The organism is Flavobacterium soyangense, from assembly GCF_015277675.1.
Taxonomy (GTDB): domain Bacteria; phylum Bacteroidota; class Bacteroidia; order Flavobacteriales; family Flavobacteriaceae; genus Flavobacterium; species Flavobacterium soyangense.
The window spans coordinates 119,193-141,776 of sequence record NZ_JADHEC010000003.1; the positions used below are offsets into that span (position 1 = coordinate 119,193).

25 protein-coding genes are annotated in these 22,584 nt (G+C 34.1%); 13 read left to right on the forward strand and 12 right to left on the reverse strand.

The window, feature by feature from the left end; genetic code table 11:
• The first annotated feature begins 41 nt into the window (after window positions 1–41).
• The 6 genes from pdxA to accC all read left to right on the forward strand — a co-directional run bounded on the left by pdxA (window position 42) and on the right by accC (window position 5,041).
• A complete protein-coding gene (gene pdxA, locus IR213_RS02400) occupies window positions 42–1,091 on the forward strand; it encodes a 4-hydroxythreonine-4-phosphate dehydrogenase PdxA (protein WP_194310716.1) in 1,050 nt (349 codons plus the stop codon).
• Window positions 1,092–1,176: 85 nt separating this feature from the next.
• Complete coding sequence (locus tag IR213_RS02405) at window positions 1,177–1,728, forward strand: YceD family protein (RefSeq protein ID WP_194310717.1); 552 nt, start codon at window positions 1,177–1,179, stop codon at window positions 1,726–1,728.
• A 9-nt stretch (window positions 1,729–1,737) separates the two neighbouring features.
• Window positions 1,738–1,932, forward strand: coding sequence for a 50S ribosomal protein L32 (gene rpmF, locus IR213_RS02410; RefSeq protein ID WP_007137315.1), 195 nt, complete (start codon window positions 1,738–1,740; stop codon window positions 1,930–1,932).
• Window positions 1,933–2,106: 174 nt separating this feature from the next.
• A complete protein-coding gene (locus IR213_RS02415; protein ID WP_194310718.1) occupies window positions 2,107–3,111 on the forward strand; it encodes a beta-ketoacyl-ACP synthase III in 1,005 nt (334 codons plus the stop codon).
• A gap of 16 nt (window positions 3,112–3,127) precedes the next feature.
• Complete coding sequence (gene accB / locus IR213_RS02420; protein ID WP_194310719.1) at window positions 3,128–3,604, forward strand: acetyl-CoA carboxylase biotin carboxyl carrier protein; 477 nt, start codon at window positions 3,128–3,130, stop codon at window positions 3,602–3,604.
• A 90-nt stretch (window positions 3,605–3,694) separates the two neighbouring features.
• Window positions 3,695–5,041 (forward strand): acetyl-CoA carboxylase biotin carboxylase subunit, encoded by a 1,347-nt coding sequence (gene accC / locus IR213_RS02425; RefSeq protein WP_194310720.1) that lies wholly within the window; start codon window positions 3,695–3,697, stop codon window positions 5,039–5,041.
• A 215-nt stretch (window positions 5,042–5,256) separates the two neighbouring features.
• On the opposite strand, the gene IR213_RS02430 is transcribed toward accC, so the two are convergent.
• From IR213_RS02430 to IR213_RS02440, 3 genes are all read right to left on the reverse strand, one after another.
• A complete protein-coding gene (locus tag IR213_RS02430; protein WP_228479063.1) occupies window positions 5,257–6,414 on the reverse strand; it encodes a GEVED domain-containing protein in 1,158 nt (385 codons plus the stop codon).
• Between the two features lie 108 nt (window positions 6,415–6,522).
• Window positions 6,523–7,866 carry an Ig-like domain-containing protein gene (locus IR213_RS02435; protein ID WP_194310721.1) on the reverse strand — a complete coding sequence of 448 codons (1,344 nt, stop codon included), beginning with the start codon at window positions 7,864–7,866 and terminating at the stop codon, window positions 6,523–6,525.
• The gene (locus IR213_RS02440; RefSeq protein WP_194310722.1) at window positions 7,797–9,026 is read right to left on the reverse strand and encodes a M14 family zinc carboxypeptidase; all 1,230 of its coding nucleotides are present in this window, start codon (window positions 9,024–9,026) and stop codon (window positions 7,797–7,799) included. Before IR213_RS02440 ends, IR213_RS02435 begins: the two co-directional genes overlap by 70 nt.
• A 299-nt stretch (window positions 9,027–9,325) precedes the next feature.
• Here IR213_RS02440 and mtgA point away from each other — a divergent pair, with 299 nt between their 5' ends.
• Window positions 9,326–10,066 carry a monofunctional biosynthetic peptidoglycan transglycosylase gene (mtgA, locus tag IR213_RS02445; RefSeq protein WP_194310723.1) on the forward strand — a complete coding sequence of 247 codons (741 nt, stop codon included), beginning with the start codon at window positions 9,326–9,328 and terminating at the stop codon, window positions 10,064–10,066.
• Here mtgA and IR213_RS02450 read toward each other — a convergent pair.
• The 8 genes from IR213_RS02450 to IR213_RS02485 all read right to left on the reverse strand — a co-directional run bounded on the left by IR213_RS02450 (window position 10,056) and on the right by IR213_RS02485 (window position 17,905).
• Window positions 10,056–12,263: a TonB-dependent receptor gene (locus IR213_RS02450; RefSeq protein WP_194310724.1), complete on the reverse strand. Its 2,208-nt coding sequence runs from the start codon at window positions 12,261–12,263 to the stop codon at window positions 10,056–10,058. The genes mtgA and IR213_RS02450 overlap by 11 nt on opposite strands.
• A gap of 73 nt (window positions 12,264–12,336) precedes the next feature.
• Window positions 12,337–12,687, reverse strand: coding sequence for a hypothetical protein (locus IR213_RS02455; protein WP_194310725.1), 351 nt, complete (start codon window positions 12,685–12,687; stop codon window positions 12,337–12,339).
• A gap of 88 nt (window positions 12,688–12,775) precedes the next feature.
• The gene (locus IR213_RS02460) at window positions 12,776–13,765 is read right to left on the reverse strand and encodes an aspartate-semialdehyde dehydrogenase (protein WP_194310726.1); all 990 of its coding nucleotides are present in this window, start codon (window positions 13,763–13,765) and stop codon (window positions 12,776–12,778) included.
• A 165-nt stretch (window positions 13,766–13,930) separates the two neighbouring features.
• Window positions 13,931–14,359, reverse strand: a complete 429-nt coding sequence (gene mscL, locus IR213_RS02465; protein WP_194310727.1) for a large-conductance mechanosensitive channel protein MscL — start codon at window positions 14,357–14,359, stop codon at window positions 13,931–13,933.
• Window positions 14,360–14,417: 58 nt separating this feature from the next.
• Window positions 14,418–16,862, reverse strand: a complete 2,445-nt coding sequence (locus IR213_RS02470) for a bifunctional UDP-N-acetylmuramoyl-tripeptide:D-alanyl-D-alanine ligase/alanine racemase (RefSeq protein WP_194310728.1) — start codon at window positions 16,860–16,862, stop codon at window positions 14,418–14,420.
• Window positions 16,863–16,893: 31 nt separating this feature from the next.
• A complete protein-coding gene (locus IR213_RS02475) occupies window positions 16,894–17,217 on the reverse strand; it encodes a type II toxin-antitoxin system RelE/ParE family toxin (protein ID WP_228479064.1) in 324 nt (107 codons plus the stop codon).
• Window positions 17,208–17,450 carry a hypothetical protein gene (locus tag IR213_RS02480; protein ID WP_194310729.1) on the reverse strand — a complete coding sequence of 81 codons (243 nt, stop codon included), beginning with the start codon at window positions 17,448–17,450 and terminating at the stop codon, window positions 17,208–17,210. Before IR213_RS02480 ends, IR213_RS02475 begins: the two co-directional genes overlap by 10 nt.
• A 95-nt stretch (window positions 17,451–17,545) precedes the next feature.
• Window positions 17,546–17,905 carry a helix-turn-helix domain-containing protein gene (locus IR213_RS02485; RefSeq protein WP_194310730.1) on the reverse strand — a complete coding sequence of 120 codons (360 nt, stop codon included), beginning with the start codon at window positions 17,903–17,905 and terminating at the stop codon, window positions 17,546–17,548.
• A gap of 214 nt (window positions 17,906–18,119) precedes the next feature.
• Here IR213_RS02485 and IR213_RS02490 point away from each other — a divergent pair, with 214 nt between their 5' ends.
• Genes IR213_RS02490 through IR213_RS02500 form a run of 4 tightly spaced genes read left to right on the forward strand, consistent with a single transcriptional unit; the run spans window position 18,120 to window position 19,975 of the window.
• Window positions 18,120–18,554, forward strand: coding sequence for a hypothetical protein (locus IR213_RS02490; protein ID WP_194310731.1), 435 nt, complete (start codon window positions 18,120–18,122; stop codon window positions 18,552–18,554).
• A gap of 11 nt (window positions 18,555–18,565) precedes the next feature.
• On the forward strand, window positions 18,566–18,805 hold the full coding sequence (locus tag IR213_RS16205; RefSeq protein ID WP_228479065.1) for a hypothetical protein: 240 nt from the start codon (window positions 18,566–18,568) through the stop codon (window positions 18,803–18,805).
• Between the two features lie 12 nt (window positions 18,806–18,817).
• Window positions 18,818–19,054, forward strand: a complete 237-nt coding sequence (locus IR213_RS16210) for a T9SS type A sorting domain-containing protein (RefSeq protein ID WP_228479066.1) — start codon at window positions 18,818–18,820, stop codon at window positions 19,052–19,054.
• A 24-nt stretch (window positions 19,055–19,078) separates the two neighbouring features.
• Window positions 19,079–19,975 carry a hypothetical protein gene (locus IR213_RS02500; protein ID WP_194310732.1) on the forward strand — a complete coding sequence of 299 codons (897 nt, stop codon included), beginning with the start codon at window positions 19,079–19,081 and terminating at the stop codon, window positions 19,973–19,975.
• 137 nt (window positions 19,976–20,112) lie between these two features.
• Here IR213_RS02500 and IR213_RS02505 read toward each other — a convergent pair whose 3' ends face one another.
• Window positions 20,113–20,703: a thymidine kinase gene (locus IR213_RS02505; protein ID WP_194310733.1), complete on the reverse strand. Its 591-nt coding sequence runs from the start codon at window positions 20,701–20,703 to the stop codon at window positions 20,113–20,115.
• A gap of 248 nt (window positions 20,704–20,951) precedes the next feature.
• Here IR213_RS02505 and IR213_RS02510 point away from each other — a divergent pair, with 248 nt between their 5' ends.
• Both IR213_RS02510 and rsmI read left to right on the forward strand, forming a co-directional pair.
• A complete protein-coding gene (locus tag IR213_RS02510) occupies window positions 20,952–21,872 on the forward strand; it encodes a hypothetical protein (RefSeq protein WP_194310734.1) in 921 nt (306 codons plus the stop codon).
• Window positions 21,873–22,574, forward strand: a complete 702-nt coding sequence (rsmI, locus tag IR213_RS02515) for a 16S rRNA (cytidine(1402)-2'-O)-methyltransferase (RefSeq protein WP_194310735.1) — start codon at window positions 21,873–21,875, stop codon at window positions 22,572–22,574.
• Window positions 22,575–22,584 lie beyond the last annotated feature (10 nt).

Sequence of the window (22,584 nt, forward strand, 5' to 3'; positions counted from 1 at the left end):
TAAATTTGCACTTCAAAATTAGCAATAAATAACTTGATGACATGATAAAAAAAGCAGAAAATATAATCGTTGGAATTTCAATAGGAGATTTAAACGGTATTGGAAGCGAAGTTATTCTAAAAACATTCGAAGATTCAAGAATGTTAGAATTATGCACGCCCGTAATTTTTGCCAATGTAAAAAGTCTTTCATTTGTAAAAAAGACTTTTGAATCTACATCGATGCTCCAAGGAATTGACAGGTTGAACCAAATAGTTTTAGGTAAAATAAATGTTTTGAATGTTTGGCAAGAAAGTGTTGAAGTTAAATTTGGTGTAAATGATGAGAAAATAGGGAAATATGCGATAAAATCATTTGTCGCTGCTACTAAGGCTTTAAAAGAAGGTCTTATAGATGTATTAGTAACGGCTCCAATAAATAAATACAACATTCAATCAGAAGATTTTAAATTCCCCGGACACACAGATTATTTAGATCAAGAGTTAGAGGGAAATGCTTTAATGATGATGGTTCAGGACAATTTAAGAGTGGGATTGTTAACGGATCATATTCCATTAAACGAGGTTGCATCCCATCTTACAGAAGAATTGATTATAAAAAAAATTGAAACTGTAAAGCATTCTTTAATACGAGATTTTAGTGTCAATAAACCAAAAATTGCAGTCTTGGGGTTAAATCCACATTGTGGAGATGGCGGAGTTATTGGTAAAGAAGATGATGAAATAATAAAACCAGCATTAAAAAAATTATTTGATAAAGGAACGTTGGTGTTTGGGCCCTTTGCTGCCGATGGTTTTTTTGGAAGCAACCAATTTGAAAAATATGATGCCATAGTCGCTACTTATCACGATCAAGGTTTAATTCCTTTCAAAACCTTATCGTTTGGAAAAGGTGTAAATTACACAGCGGGCTTAGATAAAATAAGAACATCACCGGATCACGGCACTGCATATGATATAGCAGGAAAAGGTATAGCGGATTATAATTCGTTTAAAGAAGCGGTTTATCTAGCAATTGACATCTATAATTCAAGAAATCAGTATGCGGAAATCAGCCAAAAACCACTAAAAACAAAAGAAAAACAGATATAAACAAAAAAAGATAAATAACATTATTAGATTTACAATAATTTTATATCTTTGCACTCCCGAAGTTTAGGGCAAAATTGTTGTTGAAATGAACAAGAAGAAAGAATATTTAATTCCTTTTATAGGATTAAAGACAGGGAAACACCATTTTGAATATCAAATAAGTAATGCGTTCTTTGAAATCTTTGATTATCACGAATTTAATAATTCAGACATCAAAGTAAATGTAGTTTTAGAGAAAAAAAGCACCATAATGGAATTGGCTTTCAAACATAAAGGAACGGTTAATGTACCTTGTGATATGACAAACGAAGAATTTGATTTGCCAATAAAAGGTAAAATGAAATTGATTGTGCGTTTTGGGGATGCCTTTAATAATGACAACGAAGAGTTACTCATTTTGCCACATGGAGAATTTCAAATAGATATTTCGCAATATATATATGAGATGATTGTGCTTTCAGTTCCTCTAAGACGAATTCATCCTGGAATTAAAGACGGAAGTTTAAATACAGAAGCGTTGATAAAACTGAAAGAATTGACAATTAAAGAACTGAAAAAAGAGCATAAACAAGAACAAAAAAAAGAAAATATTGACCCGCGTTGGGACAAATTAAAGCAACTATTAACGGATAAATAATATAGTAAAATGGCACATCCTAAGAGAAAAATCTCGAAAACAAGAAGAGATAAGAGAAGAACACATTACAAAGCTACTGTAGCACAAATCGCTACTTGCCCAATAACAGGCGAAGCGCATTTATATCATAGAGCCTACTGGCATGAAGGGAAAATGTATTACAGAGGGCAAGTTGTTATAGATAAATCTGTAGCTGTTGCTTAATACATTTTTGTAAATGGTATTTAAACTCTCACATAGTGAGAGTTTTTTTGTTGTTTATAATTTTCATCAAATAAGAACCACTAAAACGATAAGGATTAGATTTTTTTTTTGTAATTTTCGAGTCCTTTAGAAATTTTTCAAATGGCAGCATTTGACTAGAAATAACAGAATAGAATGAATAAAATCACAGCCGCAATCACCGCTGTTGGAGCTTATGTTCCAGACTATGTGCTTACAAACAAAATTCTTGAAACATTGGTTGACACAAATGACGAGTGGATAACTTCAAGAACGGGAATAAAAGAAAGAAGAATTCTTAAAGATGACAGCAAAGGAACATCTTTCTTGGCTATAAATGCCGCCCTAGATTTAATAAAAAAAGCAAATATTGACCCACTGGAAATAGATTTGTTGCTTATGGCTACAGCTACTGCTGATATGCCAGTAGCATCTACAGGTGCTTATGTTGCAACAGAAATTGGAGCAACAAATGCTTTTGCTTACGACTTACAATCAGCTTGTTCTAGTTTTTTGTTCGGAATGTCAACCGCCGCGGCATATATAGAGTCAGGCAGGTATAAAAAAGTATTATTGATTGGTGCCGATAAAATGTCCTCAATTGTGGATTATACCGATAGAACTACCTGTATAATTTTTGGAGATGGTGCCGGAGCAGTATTATTCGAACCAAATCACGAAGGATTAGGTTTACAAGATGAATATTTAAGGACAGATGGTGACGGAAGAGATTTTTTAAAAATGACCGCAGGAGGTTCACTTTTTCCAGCTTCAGAACAAACGGTTATGGATAATCAACACAATATTATCCAAGACGGTAAAACTGTTTTTAAATATGCTGTAACCTATATGGCAGATGCTTGTGAACAAATTATGACAAGAAGTAATTTGACCAATGAAGATGTAGCGTGGTTAGTACCACACCAAGCCAATAAAAGAATCATTGATGCAACGGCTAACAGAATGAATTTAGAAGATTCAAAAGTGTTAATGAACATAGAGCGTTACGGAAACACTACATCTGCTACTATACCTTTAGTTCTTGGTGATTTTGAACATTTATTTAAAAAAGGGGATACTATTATATTTGCCGCTTTTGGAGGTGGTTTCTCTTGGGGATCTATTTACCTAAAATGGGCTTACGATAAAAAACAAATTTAAACTAAAAAAAATAATCATGGATTTAAAAGAAATTCAAAATCTAATCAAATTTGTAGCAAATTCAGGGGTTGCTGAAGTTAAATTAGAGATGGATGATGTAAAAATCACCATTAGAACAACTTTAGAGGGAAATGTTTCTGAAGCTACCTATGTTCAAATGCCTGCGCAATCAGCTCTTCAGCCTGCGGTAGCTCCTCAACAAATTGCGCCAGTAGCAGCTACTCCAGCAGCTCCAGCAGTCGAAAATTCTCACTACATCACTATTAAATCTCCAATTATTGGAACTTTTTATAGAAAACCATCGCCGGATAAACCTATGTTTGTTGAAGTGGGAAGTACTATTGCTAAAGGAAATGTACTTTGTGTTATTGAGGCAATGAAATTATTTAACGAAATTGAATCTGAAGTTTCTGGTAAAATTGTTAAAATTTTAGTTGATGATATGTCACCGGTAGAATACGACCAACCTTTGTTTCTGGTAGATCCATCATAAGAAATTATAAATTATAAATTTTGAATGATGAGGTATCATTATTTAAAATAATTTAAAATTTATAATTCAACATTTAAAATCTCAAAAAAGATGTTTAAAAAAATATTAATTGCAAATAGAGGAGAAATTGCGCTTCGCATTATTAGAACGTGCAAAGAAATGGGCATTAAAACTGTGGCTGTTTATTCTACTGCCGATGCCGAAAGCTTACACGTAAAGTTTGCCGATGAAGCAGTTTGTATAGGTCCGCCTCCAAGCAACTTGTCCTATCTTAAAATGTCAAATATTATTGCTGCTGCCGAAATTACTAATGCAGACGCAATACACCCAGGATATGGATTTTTATCCGAAAATTCAAAATTTTCGAAAATATGTCAAGAACATAATGTTAAATTTATAGGTGCTTCACCAGAAATGATTGACAGAATGGGCGATAAAGCTTCGGCCAAAGCCACGATGAAAGCAGCCGGAGTACCGTGTGTTCCGGGTTCTGAAGGGCTTTTAGAATCTTTTGAACAAGCACAACAACTTTCAAGAGAAATGGGATACCCGGTTATGTTGAAAGCAACTGCTGGAGGTGGAGGTAAAGGAATGCGTGCCGTTTGGAAAGACGAAGAGTTACTTAAAGCTTGGGAAAGTGCTCGCCAAGAATCAGCTGCAGCTTTTGGAAATGACGGAATGTATTTAGAGAAACTTATTGAAGAACCTAGACATATCGAAATTCAAGTTGTAGGGGATTCTTATGGAAAAGCCTGTCATCTTTCTGAGAGAGATTGCTCGGTGCAAAGACGTCATCAAAAATTGACCGAAGAAACTCCTTCTCCATTTATGACTGACGAATTGCGAAAAAAAATGGGTGCAGCAGCAGTAAAAGCAGCGGAATTCATCAAATATGAAGGTGCAGGAACGGTAGAATTTTTGGTGGATAAACACCGTAATTTCTATTTTATGGAAATGAATACCCGTATTCAGGTGGAGCACCCAATTACGGAACAAGTTATTGATTATGATTTAATTCGCGAACAAATTATGGTCGCTGCAGGAATACCAATTTCCGGTAAAAATTATTTGCCACAATTGCATGCTATCGAATGTCGTATCAATGCCGAAGATCCATATAATGATTTCAGACCTTCGCCAGGAAAAATAACAACGCTTCACATGCCAGGTGGTCACGGAGTCCGCTTAGATACTCACGTGTATTCAGGTTATACAATTCCGCCAAATTACGATTCTATGATTGCAAAATTGATTACAACGGCTCAAACTCGGGATGAAGCTATTAGCAAAATGAGAAGAGCTTTGGATGAATTTGTGATAGAAGGGATTAAAACTACTATTCCATTTCATAGACAATTAATGGATGATCCAAGATATATTGCCGGAGATTATACCACTGCTTTTATGGATACTTTTAAAATGAATGATCCAGAATAAGTTTAAATTTACTTTTATAAGAAACCCTCATTTACCTATGTAAATGAGGGTTTTTGTTAACACGAAGAATCAAAACTTCATCATATTCTTTTAATAGATTTAAGCATTTCTTAAAATATAGATTGTTTTTTATCACTTAAAAGAGATGATTTTATTCCAAAAAAAAGCTACCTTAATTGATTTAAGATAGCTTTTGATTTTAAAATAAAATAAAATTATTGTTTTATGAATCGATTTATTGAAGTTGATTCTTTGTCAGTAACTTCTAAAACATAGATTCCGTTACTAATATTGGAAACATTAATTGAACCATTTGATAATCGACCATTCATAATTAATTGACCTAACATATTGTAAACTTTAAATGGGGCATTTTCAGAAACTGAAGGTACATTCAAAATAGAAGTTGTTGGATTAGAGTACAATTTAATTTCTGTAATTGCTTTTGCAGAAACATTAGCTATTTTGGCAACACCTGAAATAATGTTTACAGTATAATCTTCAACTTGACCCGATGCAAATGTTTCACACATAGTGGGAATTGCATTGTATTTCATTGAAATTCTCATCCTTGTTGAGCCAACTGTTGCTGTAGCAGGAATAGTAACACTTCCTGAAACCGGAGTTGTTTTTGAAACAGCAGCTGAAAATGCTAATTCTCCAGCATCAGCAAAATCCCCGTCTCCATTGTAATCAATCCAAACTGCATATCCTTCAAATCTTTTTGCACCAGACCAAGATGGAGTTATTGTAATTGTGTAAGCCGTTCCTCTAGTTGCATTTGTTGAAATTGCAGTAAAATTTACATAGCCAGTTCCTCCAGTCGAAGTGTTATTGATAGTTCCAAAAACCACTTTGCCAATTGTTTCATTTGCTACACTAGTTCCTTGTGAAGTACAATATACTGAAGCTAAAGTTGTAATATTTACAGCATTGCTTGAAGCTGAAACATTTCCAACAGCATCTTTAGCTTTTACCGAAAAAGTATAAGCGGTTGAAGCCGTTAAACCACTCACTGCATAAGATGTACGGGCAGTTGTTGCTACTAAAGTGGCACCTCTATAGACATCATAACTTGTTACAGCCGCATTGTCAGTTGAAGCAGTCCAAGATAAATTTGTAGTTGTTGCAGTAGTTCCAGAAGCTGTTAAACTTGTTGGTGCGGTTGGTGAAATTGTATCAGCCACGACAACTGTTTGATTTTGGGTAGCAGTATTTTCATTACCATCATTATACGTCCAAACAATATTGAAAGTTCCTTGGGTTGAATAAGTCAAAGGACTTGGAGTTGTACCTATAATAGTTCCAACACAAACATCGGTTGCAGTTGGAGCAGTAACAGTTACAGTAGTTTGTCCTGTTGCATTTGCCAATGTTGTTACATCAGCTATAGGAGCAACGGTATCGTCTACAATTATTGTTTGATTTTGAGTTGAAGTATTACCGTTTCCATCATTATAAGTCCAAGTAAGGATTGTTGTTCATTGAGTTGTGATAGGTAACACTGTAGAAGTAGTTCCAATTACAGCTCCAGTACAACTACTAGTTGCAGTTGGTGCAGTTACAGTTGCTGAACATTGTCCAGTTATTGTTGGTAAAACCGTTAAATCAGCAACAGGTGCACAAACAGATAGAAAAGTAATTGTTTGACCACTTGTTGTTCCACAAGGATTAAATACAGTAACCGAAGCAGTTACACCAGTAGCTATATCAGCAGCAGGAATAGTAGCAGTAAGTTCAGTAGTACTTACAAATGTTGTAAGTCTATCAGTTCCATTCCATCTAACAATTGATTCACCATTTACAAAATTAAATCCATTTACGGTTAAAGTAAAATCACTTCCGCCTGAGGCTATTGTTGTTGGAGAAATGCTAGATAAAGTAGCAATTGGCTTAACGTTAACGACAACTTCTTCACGAAGTCCTTTAATTGGAGCAAATTTCCAATTGAAGAATGGCAAGAAAGTTCCAGTTCCACTATTTGCTGTTATTGAAACAGTTCCGTTTGTCAATGGATACGTAATTCCAGATGTTGCCACTACTAAGTTAGTAGATGATAATTGTCTTGATACTAATCTTAGACCGGTTTGAGCTGGTAAAAAGAAATCCAAAGCAATGTCTTGGCTTCCAGAAGCGGTTAATTGAACTACTTTTGATTCCAGCATTTTACCTGTATTATCTTGCAATTCTACAAGAATTTGCCCAACAGCCGAAGCATTTACCAATACTGATTTTAATTTTGTTGGAGTTGTGCAATTAAAAATCAAATACCTATTGGCTACAGCCGTATTAGTACTTGAAGTTCCCGTTGCAGTTGCAGGACCAACATTTGCTGGGATTACTTCGCTTTCAGAAAAATAAGATGTAGTGGTATTTAGAGCTAGTGTAGTAAAAGGAGAGCCTGTTCCTACAGCAGTTGTTGCCGTTGCAGAATCATACCATTTTATCGTTCCTGTGCCAGATGCAGTTAAAGTTGCTGTTTGTCCTTGACAAATGGCAACATCATTACTTGCTGTAGGCAAACTAGTTGTAGGAATCATAGTTACGTTCAAATTTGTGGCAGCTCCATTTGTAATTGTAGCTGAAATTGTTTGTGTGGCATAACCTGGGGCTTCAAAAATCACGTTGTAAGTTCCCGCAATTTGTACCTTATGATAATCGCCTTTTGTGGCAGAAGTTTCTACCCATGCACCGGAATTATCAAGAGTTCCTCCAATGTATACTTTAGCGTGAATTGGATTGCCAGAAGCATCGGTCACAACACCTGTAGTCCATAACTTGCTTGTTTTACCAAGTTTAATAATGCTTGCTTGTTTCTGTCCCAATGAAAAAGTAAAGCTGAGGCTAACGGAAATTTAGTTACCGAAATTTCTATTGTTACCTCTTTATTATGGTTGTAAAAGTTGTTATTATCTTGTCTTCCACCTTTTACGGTGTACCATATTGCACCATTTGTTGTGCCTGGAAATTGTCCCGTTCCATATACATCATCCATATAATTCAAATTGCCATCAGCAGTTTGTGCTGATTGAGCATATTCTTGTGAAATATATCTAAAATAACTGTCGTGTGGGTGTATGCTTACTGCAGAAGCACCGGTTGCAGATGTAGAAGTATCCCAAGGGAAATTCACCACTTCAGCACCACCATGGTAGTTGGCGGACAAAACAAAGTTTCGGGTTTGCTCAAAACTCAAGAATGCTAAAGTTTCGGGTTGATATGCTAATCCATCAGGATGTATTCCGCCAATTGGATCTGGATAATTTCTATTTAAATCAACTCCGTTAGCGTTAGCTCTTGTGGCTGTATTTCCTGTTGAATTCAGAATATCATTTCCTGCTGTTTTGTATGAACCATCAGGGTTTGCCAATGGACAAATATATAATTCAGTTCCGTTTACAAGATTTGTAACTTCTGATAGTGAACCATAATTTGTCAACAGATAATCTATAAGGTGCAACATTGTAGGATACCCAGTAATCTCGTCACCGTGCATCGATGAGGTGTATAAAAATTCTGGTTCTGTTTCGTCAGTTGAAGCATTATCAGAAATTTTAAGAGCATACAAAGCTCTTCCGTTTGGAGTAGTTCCAATGCTTTGCAACGTACATAAATTAGGATAAGTATTTGCCCAATAGTTCATTTTTGCTACATATTCAGAGTATTGAGGATAAGAATCCCAAGTGCTGTCCCAAGTAGAAGCAATTTTACCATTCTTTTTGGGTCGGACTTCCTGTGCAATTTCGTTGTCTGCTGCAGTTACCTGAAAAGGTAAACCATAACTAAGAAATTTTTCAAATTGTATCTTATTTGCATAAGCTTCAACTTCTAAATTTTTTTGGTCCACTTTTCTGTGGCTTACCGATAGAATTTCGTTTAGTTCAAAGAATTGACTTTGACTAGTGGCTTTAAAGGTAAATATTACTTCACCTTTTTCAGCTAAATACTTATTTGCTCTTTCGAGTGATGTGCTTTTTTTGCGCAAATAGAGAGGTAGTAAAAATCACTAAAAACAATGTTAAATGTGTAATTCTTTTCATAATAATTTTAATTTAGGAATTCCAAACCTAAAAAGAATATTTTATAAAACAAAAATAATAATCGACAAATAGCACTTTTATACGATAAAAAGTTGTTTTTTATTGTTTTTATAAGAAATTAATTATATTATTTAATTGTATGAAGGTGGTTTTTACCTCAGTAAATATCTTAAAAAAATAATTTTAAACAACCATTGATGTGACAAAAAATATTATTTTTATAAAAATTACCTCTTTTAATATAATGGCTACAAAAATAATATCAAAAAAACCAAAACCTTCAGCAAAAAAACAATCTGGAAACTTTATGAGCAAAGTATCCCCTTTCTTATTTAAGGCTTTCCTATGGTTTCTAGGAATCTCAATCTTTTTCGTTGTACTTTTCAAGTTTGTGCCCGTGCCATTCACTCCTTTGATGGTTATTCGTGTGATAGAAAATAAATCAGCAGGGAAAGAAAATTATTTTAGCCATGATTGGGAACCTATTGAAAATATTTCGGTTAATCTACAAAAAGCAGTAATTGCCAGTGAGGATGGAACATTTCTTGTTCACAATGGTTTCGATTTTAGGGCAATGCAAAAAGCATATAAAAGCAACGAAAGAGGTCGGAGAATAAAAGGTGGAAGCACCATTTCGCAACAAACTGCCAAAAATGTGTTCCTTTGGCAAGGAAGAAGTTATTTGCGCAAAGGATTAGAAGCTTATTTCACAGTTTTAATAGAATTAATTTGGGGCAAAGAAAGAATAATGGAAGTCTATTTAAACAGCATTGAAATGGGGAATGGTATTTATGGAGCTCAGGCTGCAGCAGAACATTGGTACAGAAAAAATGCTTCAGATCTAACGCCGGAGCAAGCTGCCGGAATTGCAGCAATTTTGCCTAATCCAAGAAAGTATTCTGCCACGAGTTCTTCTTCCTATATTAATAATAGAAAATCTAAAATTGTTCGCATAATGCGACATATAGGAAAGATTAAATATTAAAATTTAATCCTAAAACGATGTTTCTCCCAATATTTGGAATTCCATCAGTTTTTAGTCTTGATAAATGTGCTATGTACGTTTTATCGAATAAATTATTTGCATTCAGGTTGATGTCAAAAGCTGTTTTACCTAATTTTATTTTACCTCCAAAACCAAGATTTACTAAAGTGTAGCCATTTGATTTTGTTTCAAAACCACTCACATTATTTTGATTGAAAGTAGAGGAAACATTCAAAGTTGCAAAGCCTTCTTCAAGCCATTTTTTGATATTAAAGTCCGTGCTGATTGTGTTGTTCCAATTATTGGCAGGAATTAAAGGCAAGAAATTCCCATTCTGTTTTTTGCCGGTAACGGTTTCAAAACTACTTTCAAAGTGTAACCAATCTAATGGATGCGGATGAAAATGCAGTCCGATTTCACCACCAAAAAGATTGGCTTTATTCTGAACATAATCAAAAACATCGAAACCATTAATTTGTGTTCCTGCCGGAGAAGTATAGATGTAATTGTTTACACTATTATAAAATCCATTGGCAAAAAATTCAAGATGACTGTTTTTGTATTCTAAATTCAAGTCGGTTTGTACGTTTTGTTCGGTTTTCAAATTTGGATTCCCAATTTCATAACGATTCGTTCCTTCGTGAACACCGTTTGAAGTTAATTCGGCTAAGTTTGGGGCTCTAAATCCAGATGCTAAATTGCCTCGTAAAATAAAATTTTTAGCTAAATTTGTTTTATAACCTACGGACGCATTAAAACTGTCATAGGATTTATCCAGAGTTTCAAAATAACCTTCGTTGCCAATAATTCCGTGGCTTTCGCTACTTATTTTTCGATTGTCAAAACGAATTCCTGCTTGGATTACATTTGTTTTCCACTCGTAATTTCCAGTTCCAAAAATCCCAAAATCATTCGTTTTTGCATCTGGAATTAAATATTTTTCACCTGAATTTTTGTTGGTTTGTTGCATTCCCTGGATTCCAAGAATTGATTCTATTTTGCCCAGTTTTGGTAAATGGTATTTTGCGTCATAATTGAAGGTTTTTAATTTCATATGTAAAACCGCAATGTTTCCTTCTGCTAATTCGCTTCGGTCATTGGCAATATAACCCAAGTCTACGTCTAATTTTGAGTTTTTGAAGAAAAAGATATTGTTTAAACTCAACAAATTATTGTCAATAGCCTGGCTTGGATAATCTGTTTTTTTGCTGGTAGTTTGTTCGGCAACTCCATTTTCAGGAATTCCTAAATCTAACTTATTGAAATTATATCGTAAGACACTCGAAAATTTTGAATTACTATATCCAATTCCAGTTTTGAAATCAGTTTCATTATATCGAGTATTAGTCACTCGATTTCCATCTGGAATTGTATAATCAGAATGGATATCATAAGTTCCTCTTGCTGAAAATTTCCAATTATCGGTCGAAGTTTTTATTCCCAATGAAGAATTGCTTCCCAAAGTATTGGAAAATAATTTTTGATTATAATTTACTTTAAAAGTGTTTGCATTGGCAAACTTTTCTGGGTTAAAATAGAGAACTCCACCTAAAGCATCAGAGCCATAAAGTAAAGATGCAGGACCTTTAATGACTTCGACACTTTCTACGCCGGCATCGTTTAATCCCAAACCGTGCTCATCTCCAAATTGTTGGTTTTCCAATCGAACACCTTGGGAATACACCAAAACGCGATTGCCGCTCAACCCACGAATTACAGGTTTGCCAATAGAAGTTCCGGTAGAAACTTGGGATACTCCAGGAATGGTTGCCAAGCCTTCGATTAAAGTAGCCGTTCCTTTTTTCTGTAATTCTTTGATGCTGGAATGTTCAACTTTCATTACATTTTGTGTTTGTATTTTATTGAAAGCAGTAGAAACAATTACTTCGTCAATTTGGAATGCAGTTTCATCAAGAATAATGTCTAAAGTCGTTTCATTTTGTTGAAGATTTATGGTTTTATTTTGAGTTGTAAATCCTATAAATGCTAACGTTAGTTTTAGTTTTCCGTTGGGAAGATTTTCTAAAGTATATTTTCCGTTTTCATCAGTCGAAGTTCCTTTGTGTAATTCTGGAGCATAAATAGAGACGCCTATTAAAGGTTGCTTTTTAGTATCTGTAATTTTTCCGGAAATGGTATTTTGTGCCTGAAGTATAGCCGAAAACCCCAAGATTAGGGTAATAATAATTTTTTTCATTTGAAATATTTTATTGTTAACAAATAAATTATGCTTAGACCTGACAGGTTTTTAAAACCTGTCAGGTCTAATATTAAACAATAAAACTCGGAGGGGCACGAAGCGCAAAAAGGCTTCCTTTGAAGAATTGGGTAATTGGTCTGGATTTGAAAAAAGAATAGCCAGAAAAGCAGTTTATTTTTTTGATTTCAAAATGAGAAACATCAGCAGAAACAAAACTGCTTAAAGTAAAATTACAAACAAAACAAGAATCAAAATTGTGATGTTGATGGGTAATTTCTCTGCTGGAATTGTATTTGTGGTAGCATTTTTTTTCAGAAAACTGTTTTGATAAATGTTCATAGCTATGCACATTTTGAAGTAGTATTGCGAATAACACCGCAAACATCAAGAGAGAATTTAGTATGGCAACCTTCTTTTTCATTTGCTGCAAATATAGAAATAGCAAAGAAAAATCCGATTAACTTTAACACTATTTAAAGTCAATCGGATTTTATTAATGAAATAGTGTATTACACTAAATTGTGCGCTACCAAATATTCTGCAATTTGAATGGTATTTGTCGCAGCTCCTTTTCTCAAGTTATCAGCCACAATCCACATATTTAAAGTGTTTGGCTGGCTTTCGTCACGACGAATTCTACCTACGAAAACATCATTTTTACCTTCGGCATATCTTGGCATTGGATACGTAAAAGTATCTAAATTGTCTTGAACAACAACTCCATCAGTTTGACTCAAAATAGTTCTTACTTCGGCAACATCAAAATCATTCGTAAACTCAACATTTACTGCTTCACTATGCCCTCCAACAACTGGTACTCGAACAGCTGTTGCAGTTACTGCAATACTGTTGTCGCCTAATATTTTTTTGGTTTCATTTGACAATTTCATTTCTTCTTTGGTATAACCATTAGCTTCAAAACTATCACATTGTGGAATACAGTTTCTGTTGATTTTATATTTATAAACCATATCACCTTCAATTCCTGCACCTTCATTTTCGAATTGCTGAACTGCTTTTACGCCAGTTCCGGTAATGGATTGATAAGTAGAAACTACAACGCGTTTGATATTGTATTTTTTATGCAATGGGGCTAAAGCCAAAACCATTTGTATTGTAGAACAGTTCGGGTTGGCGATGATTTTATCTTCTTTTGTTAGTTCGTTCGCATTGATTTCAGGAACTATTAATTTTTTGGTTGGATCCATTCTCCAAGCTGATGAATTATCGATAACAGTTGTTCCTGCTGCAGCAAATTTTGGTGCCCAATCCAATGAAGTTTGCCCTCCTGCTGAAAAAACAGCAATTTCGGGTTTCATATCTACTGCCGTTTGTAATCCTACAACAGAATATTTTTTCCCTTTAAATTCAATTACTTTTCCAACAGATTTTTCTGAAGCTACAAGAATTAATTCCGTGAACGGAAAATTTCTTTCTTCCAATACTTTTAACATAATTTCGCCCACCATTCCGGTTGCGCCTACAACTGCAATTTTCATAAAATATATTTTATTTTTTAAATACTGATTTTCAAATGCAAAAGTAAGCAATCTCTAAATTAAAACAAGCGCATTCACAAAAAATAACAAATTGTTATATTTATAACAAATAAAAGAACCACGCCGTTGAGCGTGGTTTAGTTAGAATATATAATGTAGCGGAAATTATTTTTTTAACAAATCCCTGATTTGTGTAAGTAACTCTTCTTGAGTTGGTCCAGCTGGTGCAGCAGGGACAGTTTCTTCTTTCTTTTTTGTTTTTTCATAGGCTTTTAAAACCATAAAAATACAAAAACCAATAATTACAAAATCAAAAACGGTTTGGATAAAAGCACCATAATTTAAGGCAACTTCAGCGACAGCAGGGGCTTTTTCTGTTCCATTTTCCATAACTGCCGGAATTCCATCTTGTAGTACAACTTTCAGGTTTTTGAAGTCTACCTTTCCTAATAGTAATCCAATAGGAGGCATTAAAACATCATTTGTGAATGAAGTTACAATTTTTCCAAAAGCACCACCCACAATTACGGCTGTTGCCAAATTTACTATTTCACCTTTCATCAAAAAGGCCTTAAAATCTCTTACGAATCCCATAGTTATATGTATTAAGTTAAAATTTAATACGAATATAATTATTTTATTTGAAAAATATTTATTCCCGATAAAAAACTCGTTTTACCCTTTGCGAAATGCTGGCGAGAACTTCATAAGGAATGGTTTTCAATTGATTGGCTATAAAAAAAACTGTTGGGCTTTCGCCAAAAACAATTACGGAATCGCCCTCTTTACAATTGATTTCAGTGATGTCAACCATCAACATATCCATACAAATACTTCCAACGATTGTTGCTTTTTGATTATTAATGGTCACAAAACCAACGCCATTTCCCCAATGTCTTGAAATTCCATCAGCATAACCTATGGGAATTGTGGCAATTTTTGTTGGTTTATCCGCAATAAATCTCCTTCCATAACCTACACTTTCACCAGCCTGGATCGTTCTGATTTGTGAAATTATAGATTTCAAAGTCCCTACATTTTCCAAATATTTTTGTTCTTCAACATCATTGGAAACTCCATAAAGTCCTATCCCAAGCCGAACCATATCGTATTGCGCTTCCGGGAAATTACTGATTCCCGAAGTATTCAATATATGTCGAATGGGTTTTATTTGCAATTCAGTCATTAATTTTGCAGACAATTTCTCGAATAAATCAATTTGTGAATTTGCAAAATCCTGATATTCTAAATCATCGCTTGTGGCCATATGTGACAAAATGCTTTTTACAGTCACGAATTTGTTTCCTTTTAAAGTCGCAATTAATTCGTCCAAATTTCCTTCCTCGAAACCCAAACGGTGCATTCCCGTGTCGAGTTTAATGTGAATGGGAAAGTGTTTTAGTTTTCGCTTCTCGGCAAGTTGAAGGAAAGCATTCAAACCTTTTAAACTGTAAATTTCGGGTTCCAAATGATGTTGTATTATAGCCGGGAAACTCGAAGTTTCCGGATTTAAAACCATTATTGGCAACATAATTCCGGCATTTTTCAACGATATTCCTTCATCGGCGAAAGCCACGCCTAAATAATCCACCTTATGATGTTCAAGTAATTTGGCGATTTCAAATCCTCCACTTCCATAACCAAAAGCCTTTACCATTACCATCATTTTAGTAGTTGGTTTTAGTTTTGATTTATAGAAATTCAGATTGTGACTGATGGCGTTGAGGTTTATTTCCAGCACCGTTTCGTGCGTTTTCTCCTCTAATGCAGCAACTATTTCCTCAAATTGAAAATGTCTCGCTCCTTTTATCAGAATCGTTTCGTTGATAAAATTTAAATAATTGAAATTCAGAAAAAAGTCAGCTGTATTTTTAAAAGTGATGCAATTTTTGAATTTATGTTTGAAAGTCGAAATGGTTTCACCAATGCCAATAACCCGATTGATTTTATTGGATGTAATCAACTGCGAAACTTTAGAATACAATTCTTCGTTCGACAAACCACTTTGAAAAATATCCGAAAGGATTACCGTTTTGTTTTTGTATTGTTTTTGACTTTCCAGAAAATCCAACGCAATTTTCAACGACTGAAAATCAGAACTATAACTATCGTCAATCAGTGTCGTATTGTTGATTCCGTTTTTGACTTTCAACCGCATTTCAACAGGATAAAGCCATTGCATTCGGTTTTGAATTGTTTTTTTATCGTATTTAAAACTTAATAAAACCATCAAGCAAGTAATTGCATTTTCAATTGAAGCCTCGTCTTGGAAAGGAATTTCTATTTCGAAATTAGCTTTAGCTTGACGAATTTGCAAAATCGTTTTGTCCTCGATTGCTTTTTTTACAACAAAAACATTTGCAGTTTCATCATCATAACTCCAAGAAAATGAATGCATTTTTGGATCAATAAGCGCATCAACAGCTTTGTTTTTTTGGTAAATAATTAGTTTTGAATGTTTGAAAAGTTTTAGTTTTTCTTTGATTTTTTTCTCCAAATCTTCGAATCCTTCATCGTGTGCTGAACCAATATTCGTTATAATTCCTATAGTTGGTCTGATGATGACTTCTAATTTTTCCATCTCGTTCATTTTCGAGATTCCCGCTTCAAAAATCCCCAGATTGTGCTTGTCGTTAATAGAAATAACGGACAATGGAACACCCACTTGTGAATTGTAACTTTTTGGACTTCGGATGATATTAAAATCAGGGCTTAAAAGAAAATTCAACCATTCCTTGACAATCGTTTTCCCGTTACTTCCGGTCAATCCGATAACGGGAAATTTAAAAAGACTTCGATGATGGGCCGCAAATTGTTGCAAAGCGTCTAAGGTGTTTTCGACAGCAAAAAAAGTAGCTTTGTCTAATAATCCTTCTGGAATTTGATTGACAACAAAGGCCTGTACTCCTTTTTCGATTAAATCTGAAATATAAATGTGGGCATCATTATTGGGTCCGACTAATGCAAAAAACAAAGTGTTTTTATTGTTTTGTAAAGAACGACTATCGATAGAAACATTGTCAATTATTACTTTAGTGCTATCGCCAAACCTTTTGGCGTGAAGGATTTGTTCGATATTTGGTATGGATAAGGTCATTTTGGAGAAGATTTAAAAATTGTCAAACACATTATTTTGTTCTTTTAATTTTTAAAGGTTCTTGATGACAGTCGAATATATCAACAATTTCGACTAGGTTTATCTCTAAATTTACGCAATAAATTATTTTATAGTTAGAACACAAAAAATAGTGGAACTCTTGTTTTCGACCCATTAATAATTCTTCTTTTTGTCCAATAAATGGATACTTTTCGAGTATAAGCAATTGTTTTGAAATCTCTTCTACTATATTTTTTGCCGTTTTTAAATTGGATTTACTTTTATAATATTGAAATATTTTATGTAATTCGCCTTTGGCAAATACAGTCCAATTCAATTTTAATCTCAGCTCCATTTTTTAACCTCTTCCAACAATTTTTTTGCTTCAATAACTCTTCCGTTTTTTGAGTCTTCCATTGATTGGTCAATTCTGCTTTCAAATTCTTTCATACTCATTGGTATAAAAGCCTTTTCCTCCATTGAGATTTTTTCCTTTTTCAAATATTTTTCCAAGCGAGAAATAACCTCTTCGCTTTGAATAGAAAGAAATTCTTGAACAAATGATATTTTTCTAGTTTGTAAGTCCATTGTAATTTATTTTACATCAAAGTTATAAAAAAATAGAAATGGAATGGTATTTATTTTTGGAATTTTATTGAAAGAGCAAATCTCAAAAAACAACATTAGTTTTTAGCTAACAGTCCTCTTAAAAACAAAACTTCTTTTTCGAGATGATTGACTCTGTCTTCATAACTTTTTCTTAATTCGTCAGGAAAATTGTTGTTAATTGTATTAGTGTTGTTTTTACCAGATTGAGGAGAATTATTAAAAACTAAATTATCATCAAAAGAAATTAAATCAAAAGGCTCAATTTCGAATATTTTAGAAATATCTTCAATTCGACCCCAATCGAGTTTGATGTCGTTGTTTTCGATTTTGCTGTAAGCGCGTTGCGACATTTCTAGTTTTCCTGCCATAAAGTCTTGGGTAAAACCTTTTAATTCTCGTACTTTTCTGATTTTATCTCCAATATTTACTTTCATAATCCGCTGTTTTAGTTCTTATTTAGAACCAAATGTATGAAAATTAGAACACAATAGAAAATAAGTTGCGAAAATTATTTCATCTATTTGTAATCGCTAACTTACTAAATAAATACAGGAGATTGTGATGTAAATGTTTCAATTTCAATTGGTGCAAAAGATAAGTTATAGTTTTAAAAGCGATAAATTAAATTACAATTAAAAACAAGTAAATATGAATACAATTATTGGTTTAAGAGGAAAAGGAGGTTCAGGAAAAACTACAACAATTGGAAAACTTTTTGAACTACTTGAAAAAAACGGCTATGAAATACAAAGTAGTTCCTTCGGAAAGATAGGAATTGACTTTAAAGCGATTTTAATTAAAAAAAATATAAAAATTGGTCTTTCGAGTTGGGGGGATAGTTATGATTTGGTTTTTAATGCTTTGAAAGAATTGATGGATGATGAATGTATGATTTGCGTATGTGCTTGTCGGACTTATGACCGAATTAATCCGGGTACAAATGCAGCAATAACTCAATTTACGAATTACAAACACAAGTTTATCGAAAAAACTGTTGCTAACAACACAATAACAATCGATGAAGCCAGCAGCAAAGATGCTGATGTTTTATTTGCTGAAATAGAAAAATTGTTTAAAATTTAAAATTCTAACTAATGAAAAGAAACAAACCCTATTTTTTTATTCTTCTTATAACAATTATTTCGTTTGCCAAAAGCTATTCTCAAGAAAGTGTAACTGCCTCTGGAGGTAACGCAACAGGAACAGGAGGTTCTTCAAGTTATTCTATTGGGCAAATAACCTATACAAGCCAAACAGGTTCCGGTGGGAACATTACTCTAGGAGTGCAACAGCCTTATGAAATTGTAACTCTTGGGAATGAAGATTTCGCTTAAATTAATCTCGTAATGTCAGCGTATCCTAATCCAACCATTGATGTTCTTCATCTTTTAGTGAGTGAAGATAAATGGAATTCATTGTTCTATCAACTTTATGATATAAATGGAAGAACATTTTCAAAACTTCAAAAAATTACAGCTTCTGAAACAAATGTGTCAATGCAAGAATTACAACGTGGCATTTATTTTCTTGCTGTAAATAGCGATAACAAGACTATAAAAACTTTTAAAATCATCAAAAAGTAATACTCAAATAACACTAAAAATAAAATGAAAAAATTTACTCTAATTGCGCTATTGTTCTGCTCCTTTACAATACTATTTGCACAAGCTCCACAAAAAATGAGTTATCAATCTGTAATTCGTAAAACCGATGGAACGCTTGTAGTTAATACATTGGTAGGAATAAAAATCAGTATTTTGCAAGGCTCGGCAAGCGGAACAGCAGTGTATGTAGAAACACAAACCACCACAACAAATGCAAATGGTTTGGCAACTTTAGCCATTGGCGGAGGAACACCAGTTACGGGAACTTTTGCAGGAATAAATTGGACTTCGGGAACTTATTTTATAAAAACCGAAACTGACCCAACAGGAGGTACAAATTATACAATTACAGGAACAAGCCAATTATTAAGTGTGCCTTATGCTTTGTATGCCGGAAGTAGCCAAAACAAAGGAAAAACATCTATTACGCTAACTGGCAACATCACTGATGCACAAGCTGCTGCTCAAATAGCAGCTGAAAGCGGGTCTTATACTGAAAGTTTATATATATTAAATACAACAGCACTGACAACAGTAAATTTGAGTACTTTAACTAACGCATCACAGATAGTAATAACTAATAACGCCAGTTTAAAAACTGTAAATTTCAGTAATCTTACTACAATAGGAAATCGGTTTTATATCCAAAGGAACCCAGTTCTTTCTTCTATAGGATTTCCATCATTAACTTATGTTGGGTTTTTAGGAGTTTATCTTTCGGGAAACGCTTTGCCAAGTTCACAAATAAATACAATTTTAAATAAATTAGTAACAGCAACTATATATACTGGAAGTGCTATAAATTTAAACAGACAAACTCCATCCTCACCGCCAACTGGTCAAGGAATTATAGATAAACAAACTTTAATTAATGCTGGAATTCAGGTTTCTACAGATTAATTATTTCGCTTACAAAGATGTAAATTATAACAAACCCTTTCAAAATTTAAAGATTTGAAAGGGTTTGTCTTTTTCAACACTTTCTATTTCAATCTGGTCTCGGCTCCCTCTTTTTTGGAGAGGGTTGGGGAGAGGATTTATTTCTCCTCATCCTTCTTCATCGCATAAAAATAGGCAGCGCGACTCAATGGTTCGTATTCTTCGGTTTCGCCAAGCATAACGAGTTTGTCATTATCAGTTTTTCTAAAACTGTAATTCGCCAGATTTCCTGTACGTGTACAAACGGCGTGCACTTTGGTTACATATTCGGCAGTAGCCATCAAGGCTGGCATTGGACCAAAAGGATTTCCCTTGAAATCCATATCTAATCCGGCAACAATTACACGAATGCCTTGGTTGGCCAAATCGTTACAAATTTTTACGATTTCGTCATCAAAAAACTGAGCTTCGTCAATGCCGACCACATCGCAACCTTGTGCCAAAATCGCAATATTTGCAGCTGCAGGAACTGGCGTGGAGCGAATTTCATTGGCATCGTGCGACACCACCATTTCGTCGTGATAACGGGTGTCAATGGCTGGTTTGAAAATTTCTACTTTTTGTTTGGCAAATTGCGCTCTTTTCAGTCTGCGAATGAGTTCTTCGGTTTTGCCCGAGAACATTGAACCGCAAATAACTTCGATCCAACCAAATTGTTCTTTATGATTTACTGTGTTTTCGAGAAACATTTTGTATTTTTCTGCCTTTAAAAATGAATAGTTTTTATTACTTTGTAACGAAACAAACCGACATAAAAATTTTATACTTTTACGTCGTCTCAAAAGTAGAAAATTTTTATCAAATCGAAGATTCACGAACACTTATTTGCAAAATAATTATATTGTGAGTAAAGGTTACTTCTTCCCTTGACTAAATAAAAAATAAAGAAAACATTTATTAAAAAAGATACACCTTACTCACTATAATTTCAAAAGTTATGAAGAAAAAATTGGAAGCCGACTTAATGAGCATTGCGCACAGAGTATTGCAAATTAAAAACAAATCTGACATCAATCAATTATGTATTGAAACAAGAAGACTTTATGAAAAATTGGCTATTTTACAATTTGTTGAGGAGCATTTTGAAGGAGCAAAACCAACGATTGGTCAAGCCGAAATTGTAGAAAAAATGAAACAATTTTTCGAAGAAAATCATTTGTCGGATATCAAGCCAGCAGCGTCATTGGATAAAATCGTTCTTGAAAATATTGTTGAAGAGGAAATAAACGATGATGAAATCGCAGATGATGAGATTGAGGAGGAAACTGAGGTTGAATTTAACGAAACGGAACCTGACGAAGAGGGAGAAGAAGAATTAACAGAGGAAGAACCTTCAGAATTAGATGCTATTGGATTCCAGCCGGCTTTTGAATTAGACGAAGAATTAGAGGAAGAAATTCAAAATAAACCCGAAGAAGTTCAGATTTCTTTTTTGGATTTATTGGGTGGAGATTATAAAGAAACCTTATTTGTGAGAGCCGATCAAATTGAAGTAGCTCCAACTCCAATAGCTTTTGACCTTCCAATTGTCACTGATATTCAAGAAGTAGAAGAGAAACTTCTTGCAGAAATTGAATTGAATCCAAAGGACATTGAACCCAAAGCGGTTTCGCTGAACGAAAAAATGGCAAAAGGTTTGAACATTGATTTGAATGACAGAATCGCTTTTGTAAAACATCTTTTTGGCAACAGCGACGAAGATTACAACCGTGTTTTGAACCAGTTAATCACCTATGATAATTTTAAGGAAGCCCAAAATTTCATTGAAGATATGGTAAAACCGGATTACAATAATTGGGAGGGGAAAGAGGAGTATGCACTACGTTTTATCGAAATCATCGAGAAAAAATTCGCTTAAATGGGTAAATTATACATTGTTCCAACGCCAATAGGCAATCTTGAAGATATGACTTTTCGGGCGATTCGGATTCTAAAAGAAGTCGATTTGATTCTCGCCGAAGACACCAGAACAAGCGGAAAATTACTGAAACATTTCGAAATTGGAACGCATATGCACAGTCATCATATGCACAACGAACACAAAACGGTCGAGAATTTAATCTCGCGTTTGAAAGCGGGAGAAACTATCGCCTTGATTTCGGATGCAGGAACGCCAGCAATTTCTGATCCTGGATTTTTGCTCACTCGCGCTTGTGTCGAAAACAAAATTGATGTAGAATGTTTGCCTGGTGCAACTGCTTTTGTGCCGGCTTTGGTCAATAGCGGTTTGCCCAATGATAAATTTGTTTTCGAAGGATTTTTGCCCGACAAAAAAGGAAGACAAACTAGATATTTGGCACTTGCCGAGGAAACCAGAACGATGATTTTGTATGTTTCACCACATAAATTAGTCAAAACTTTGGCCGAATTTATCACCTTTTTTGGCGAAGACCGACAAATTTGCGTTTCACGGGAATTATCAAAATTACATGAAGAAAATGTTCGCGGAACGGTTCGCGAAGTGTTGACGCATTTTGAAAACAAACCACCAAAAGGTGAAATTGTGGTTGTTGTAGGAGGGAAAATAGCAGTTAAAGAGAATAAAAAAGAAAGAGAATAAAAAAGTAATC

Excerpts from the sequence above, each read along its gene's own strand:
- pdxA (WP_194310716.1), top strand. The coding sequence starts at position 42 with ATGATAAAAAAAGCAGAAAATATAATCGTTGGAATTTCAATAGGAGAT.
- IR213_RS02405 (WP_194310717.1), top strand. The coding sequence starts at position 1,177 with ATGAACAAGAAGAAAGAATATTTAATTCCTTTTATAGGATTAAAGACA.
- rpmF (WP_007137315.1), top strand. The coding sequence starts at position 1,738 with ATGGCACATCCTAAGAGAAAAATCTCGAAAACAAGAAGAGATAAGAGA.
- IR213_RS02415 (WP_194310718.1), top strand. The coding sequence starts at position 2,107 with ATGAATAAAATCACAGCCGCAATCACCGCTGTTGGAGCTTATGTTCCA.
- accB (WP_194310719.1), top strand. The coding sequence starts at position 3,128 with ATGGATTTAAAAGAAATTCAAAATCTAATCAAATTTGTAGCAAATTCA.
- accC (WP_194310720.1), top strand. The coding sequence starts at position 3,695 with ATGTTTAAAAAAATATTAATTGCAAATAGAGGAGAAATTGCGCTTCGC.
- mtgA (WP_194310723.1), top strand. The coding sequence starts at position 9,326 with ATGGCTACAAAAATAATATCAAAAAAACCAAAACCTTCAGCAAAAAAA.
- IR213_RS02450 (WP_194310724.1), bottom strand. The coding sequence starts at position 12,263 with ATGAAAAAAATTATTATTACCCTAATCTTGGGGTTTTCGGCTATACTT.
- IR213_RS02455 (WP_194310725.1), bottom strand. The coding sequence starts at position 12,687 with ATGAAAAAGAAGGTTGCCATACTAAATTCTCTCTTGATGTTTGCGGTG.
- IR213_RS02460 (WP_194310726.1), bottom strand. The coding sequence starts at position 13,765 with ATGAAAATTGCAGTTGTAGGCGCAACCGGAATGGTGGGCGAAATTATG.
- mscL (WP_194310727.1), bottom strand. The coding sequence starts at position 14,359 with ATGGGATTCGTAAGAGATTTTAAGGCCTTTTTGATGAAAGGTGAAATA.
- IR213_RS02470 (WP_194310728.1), bottom strand. The coding sequence starts at position 16,862 with ATGACCTTATCCATACCAAATATCGAACAAATCCTTCACGCCAAAAGG.
- IR213_RS02475 (WP_228479064.1), bottom strand. The coding sequence starts at position 17,217 with ATGGAGCTGAGATTAAAATTGAATTGGACTGTATTTGCCAAAGGCGAA.
- IR213_RS02480 (WP_194310729.1), bottom strand. The coding sequence starts at position 17,450 with ATGGACTTACAAACTAGAAAAATATCATTTGTTCAAGAATTTCTTTCT.
- IR213_RS02485 (WP_194310730.1), bottom strand. The coding sequence starts at position 17,905 with ATGAAAGTAAATATTGGAGATAAAATCAGAAAAGTACGAGAATTAAAA.
- IR213_RS02490 (WP_194310731.1), top strand. The coding sequence starts at position 18,120 with ATGAATACAATTATTGGTTTAAGAGGAAAAGGAGGTTCAGGAAAAACT.
- IR213_RS16205 (WP_228479065.1), top strand. The coding sequence starts at position 18,566 with ATGAAAAGAAACAAACCCTATTTTTTTATTCTTCTTATAACAATTATT.
- IR213_RS16210 (WP_228479066.1), top strand. The coding sequence starts at position 18,818 with ATGTCAGCGTATCCTAATCCAACCATTGATGTTCTTCATCTTTTAGTG.
- IR213_RS02500 (WP_194310732.1), top strand. The coding sequence starts at position 19,079 with ATGAAAAAATTTACTCTAATTGCGCTATTGTTCTGCTCCTTTACAATA.
- IR213_RS02505 (WP_194310733.1), bottom strand. The coding sequence starts at position 20,703 with ATGTTTCTCGAAAACACAGTAAATCATAAAGAACAATTTGGTTGGATC.
- IR213_RS02510 (WP_194310734.1), top strand. The coding sequence starts at position 20,952 with ATGAAGAAAAAATTGGAAGCCGACTTAATGAGCATTGCGCACAGAGTA.
- rsmI (WP_194310735.1), top strand. The coding sequence starts at position 21,873 with ATGGGTAAATTATACATTGTTCCAACGCCAATAGGCAATCTTGAAGAT.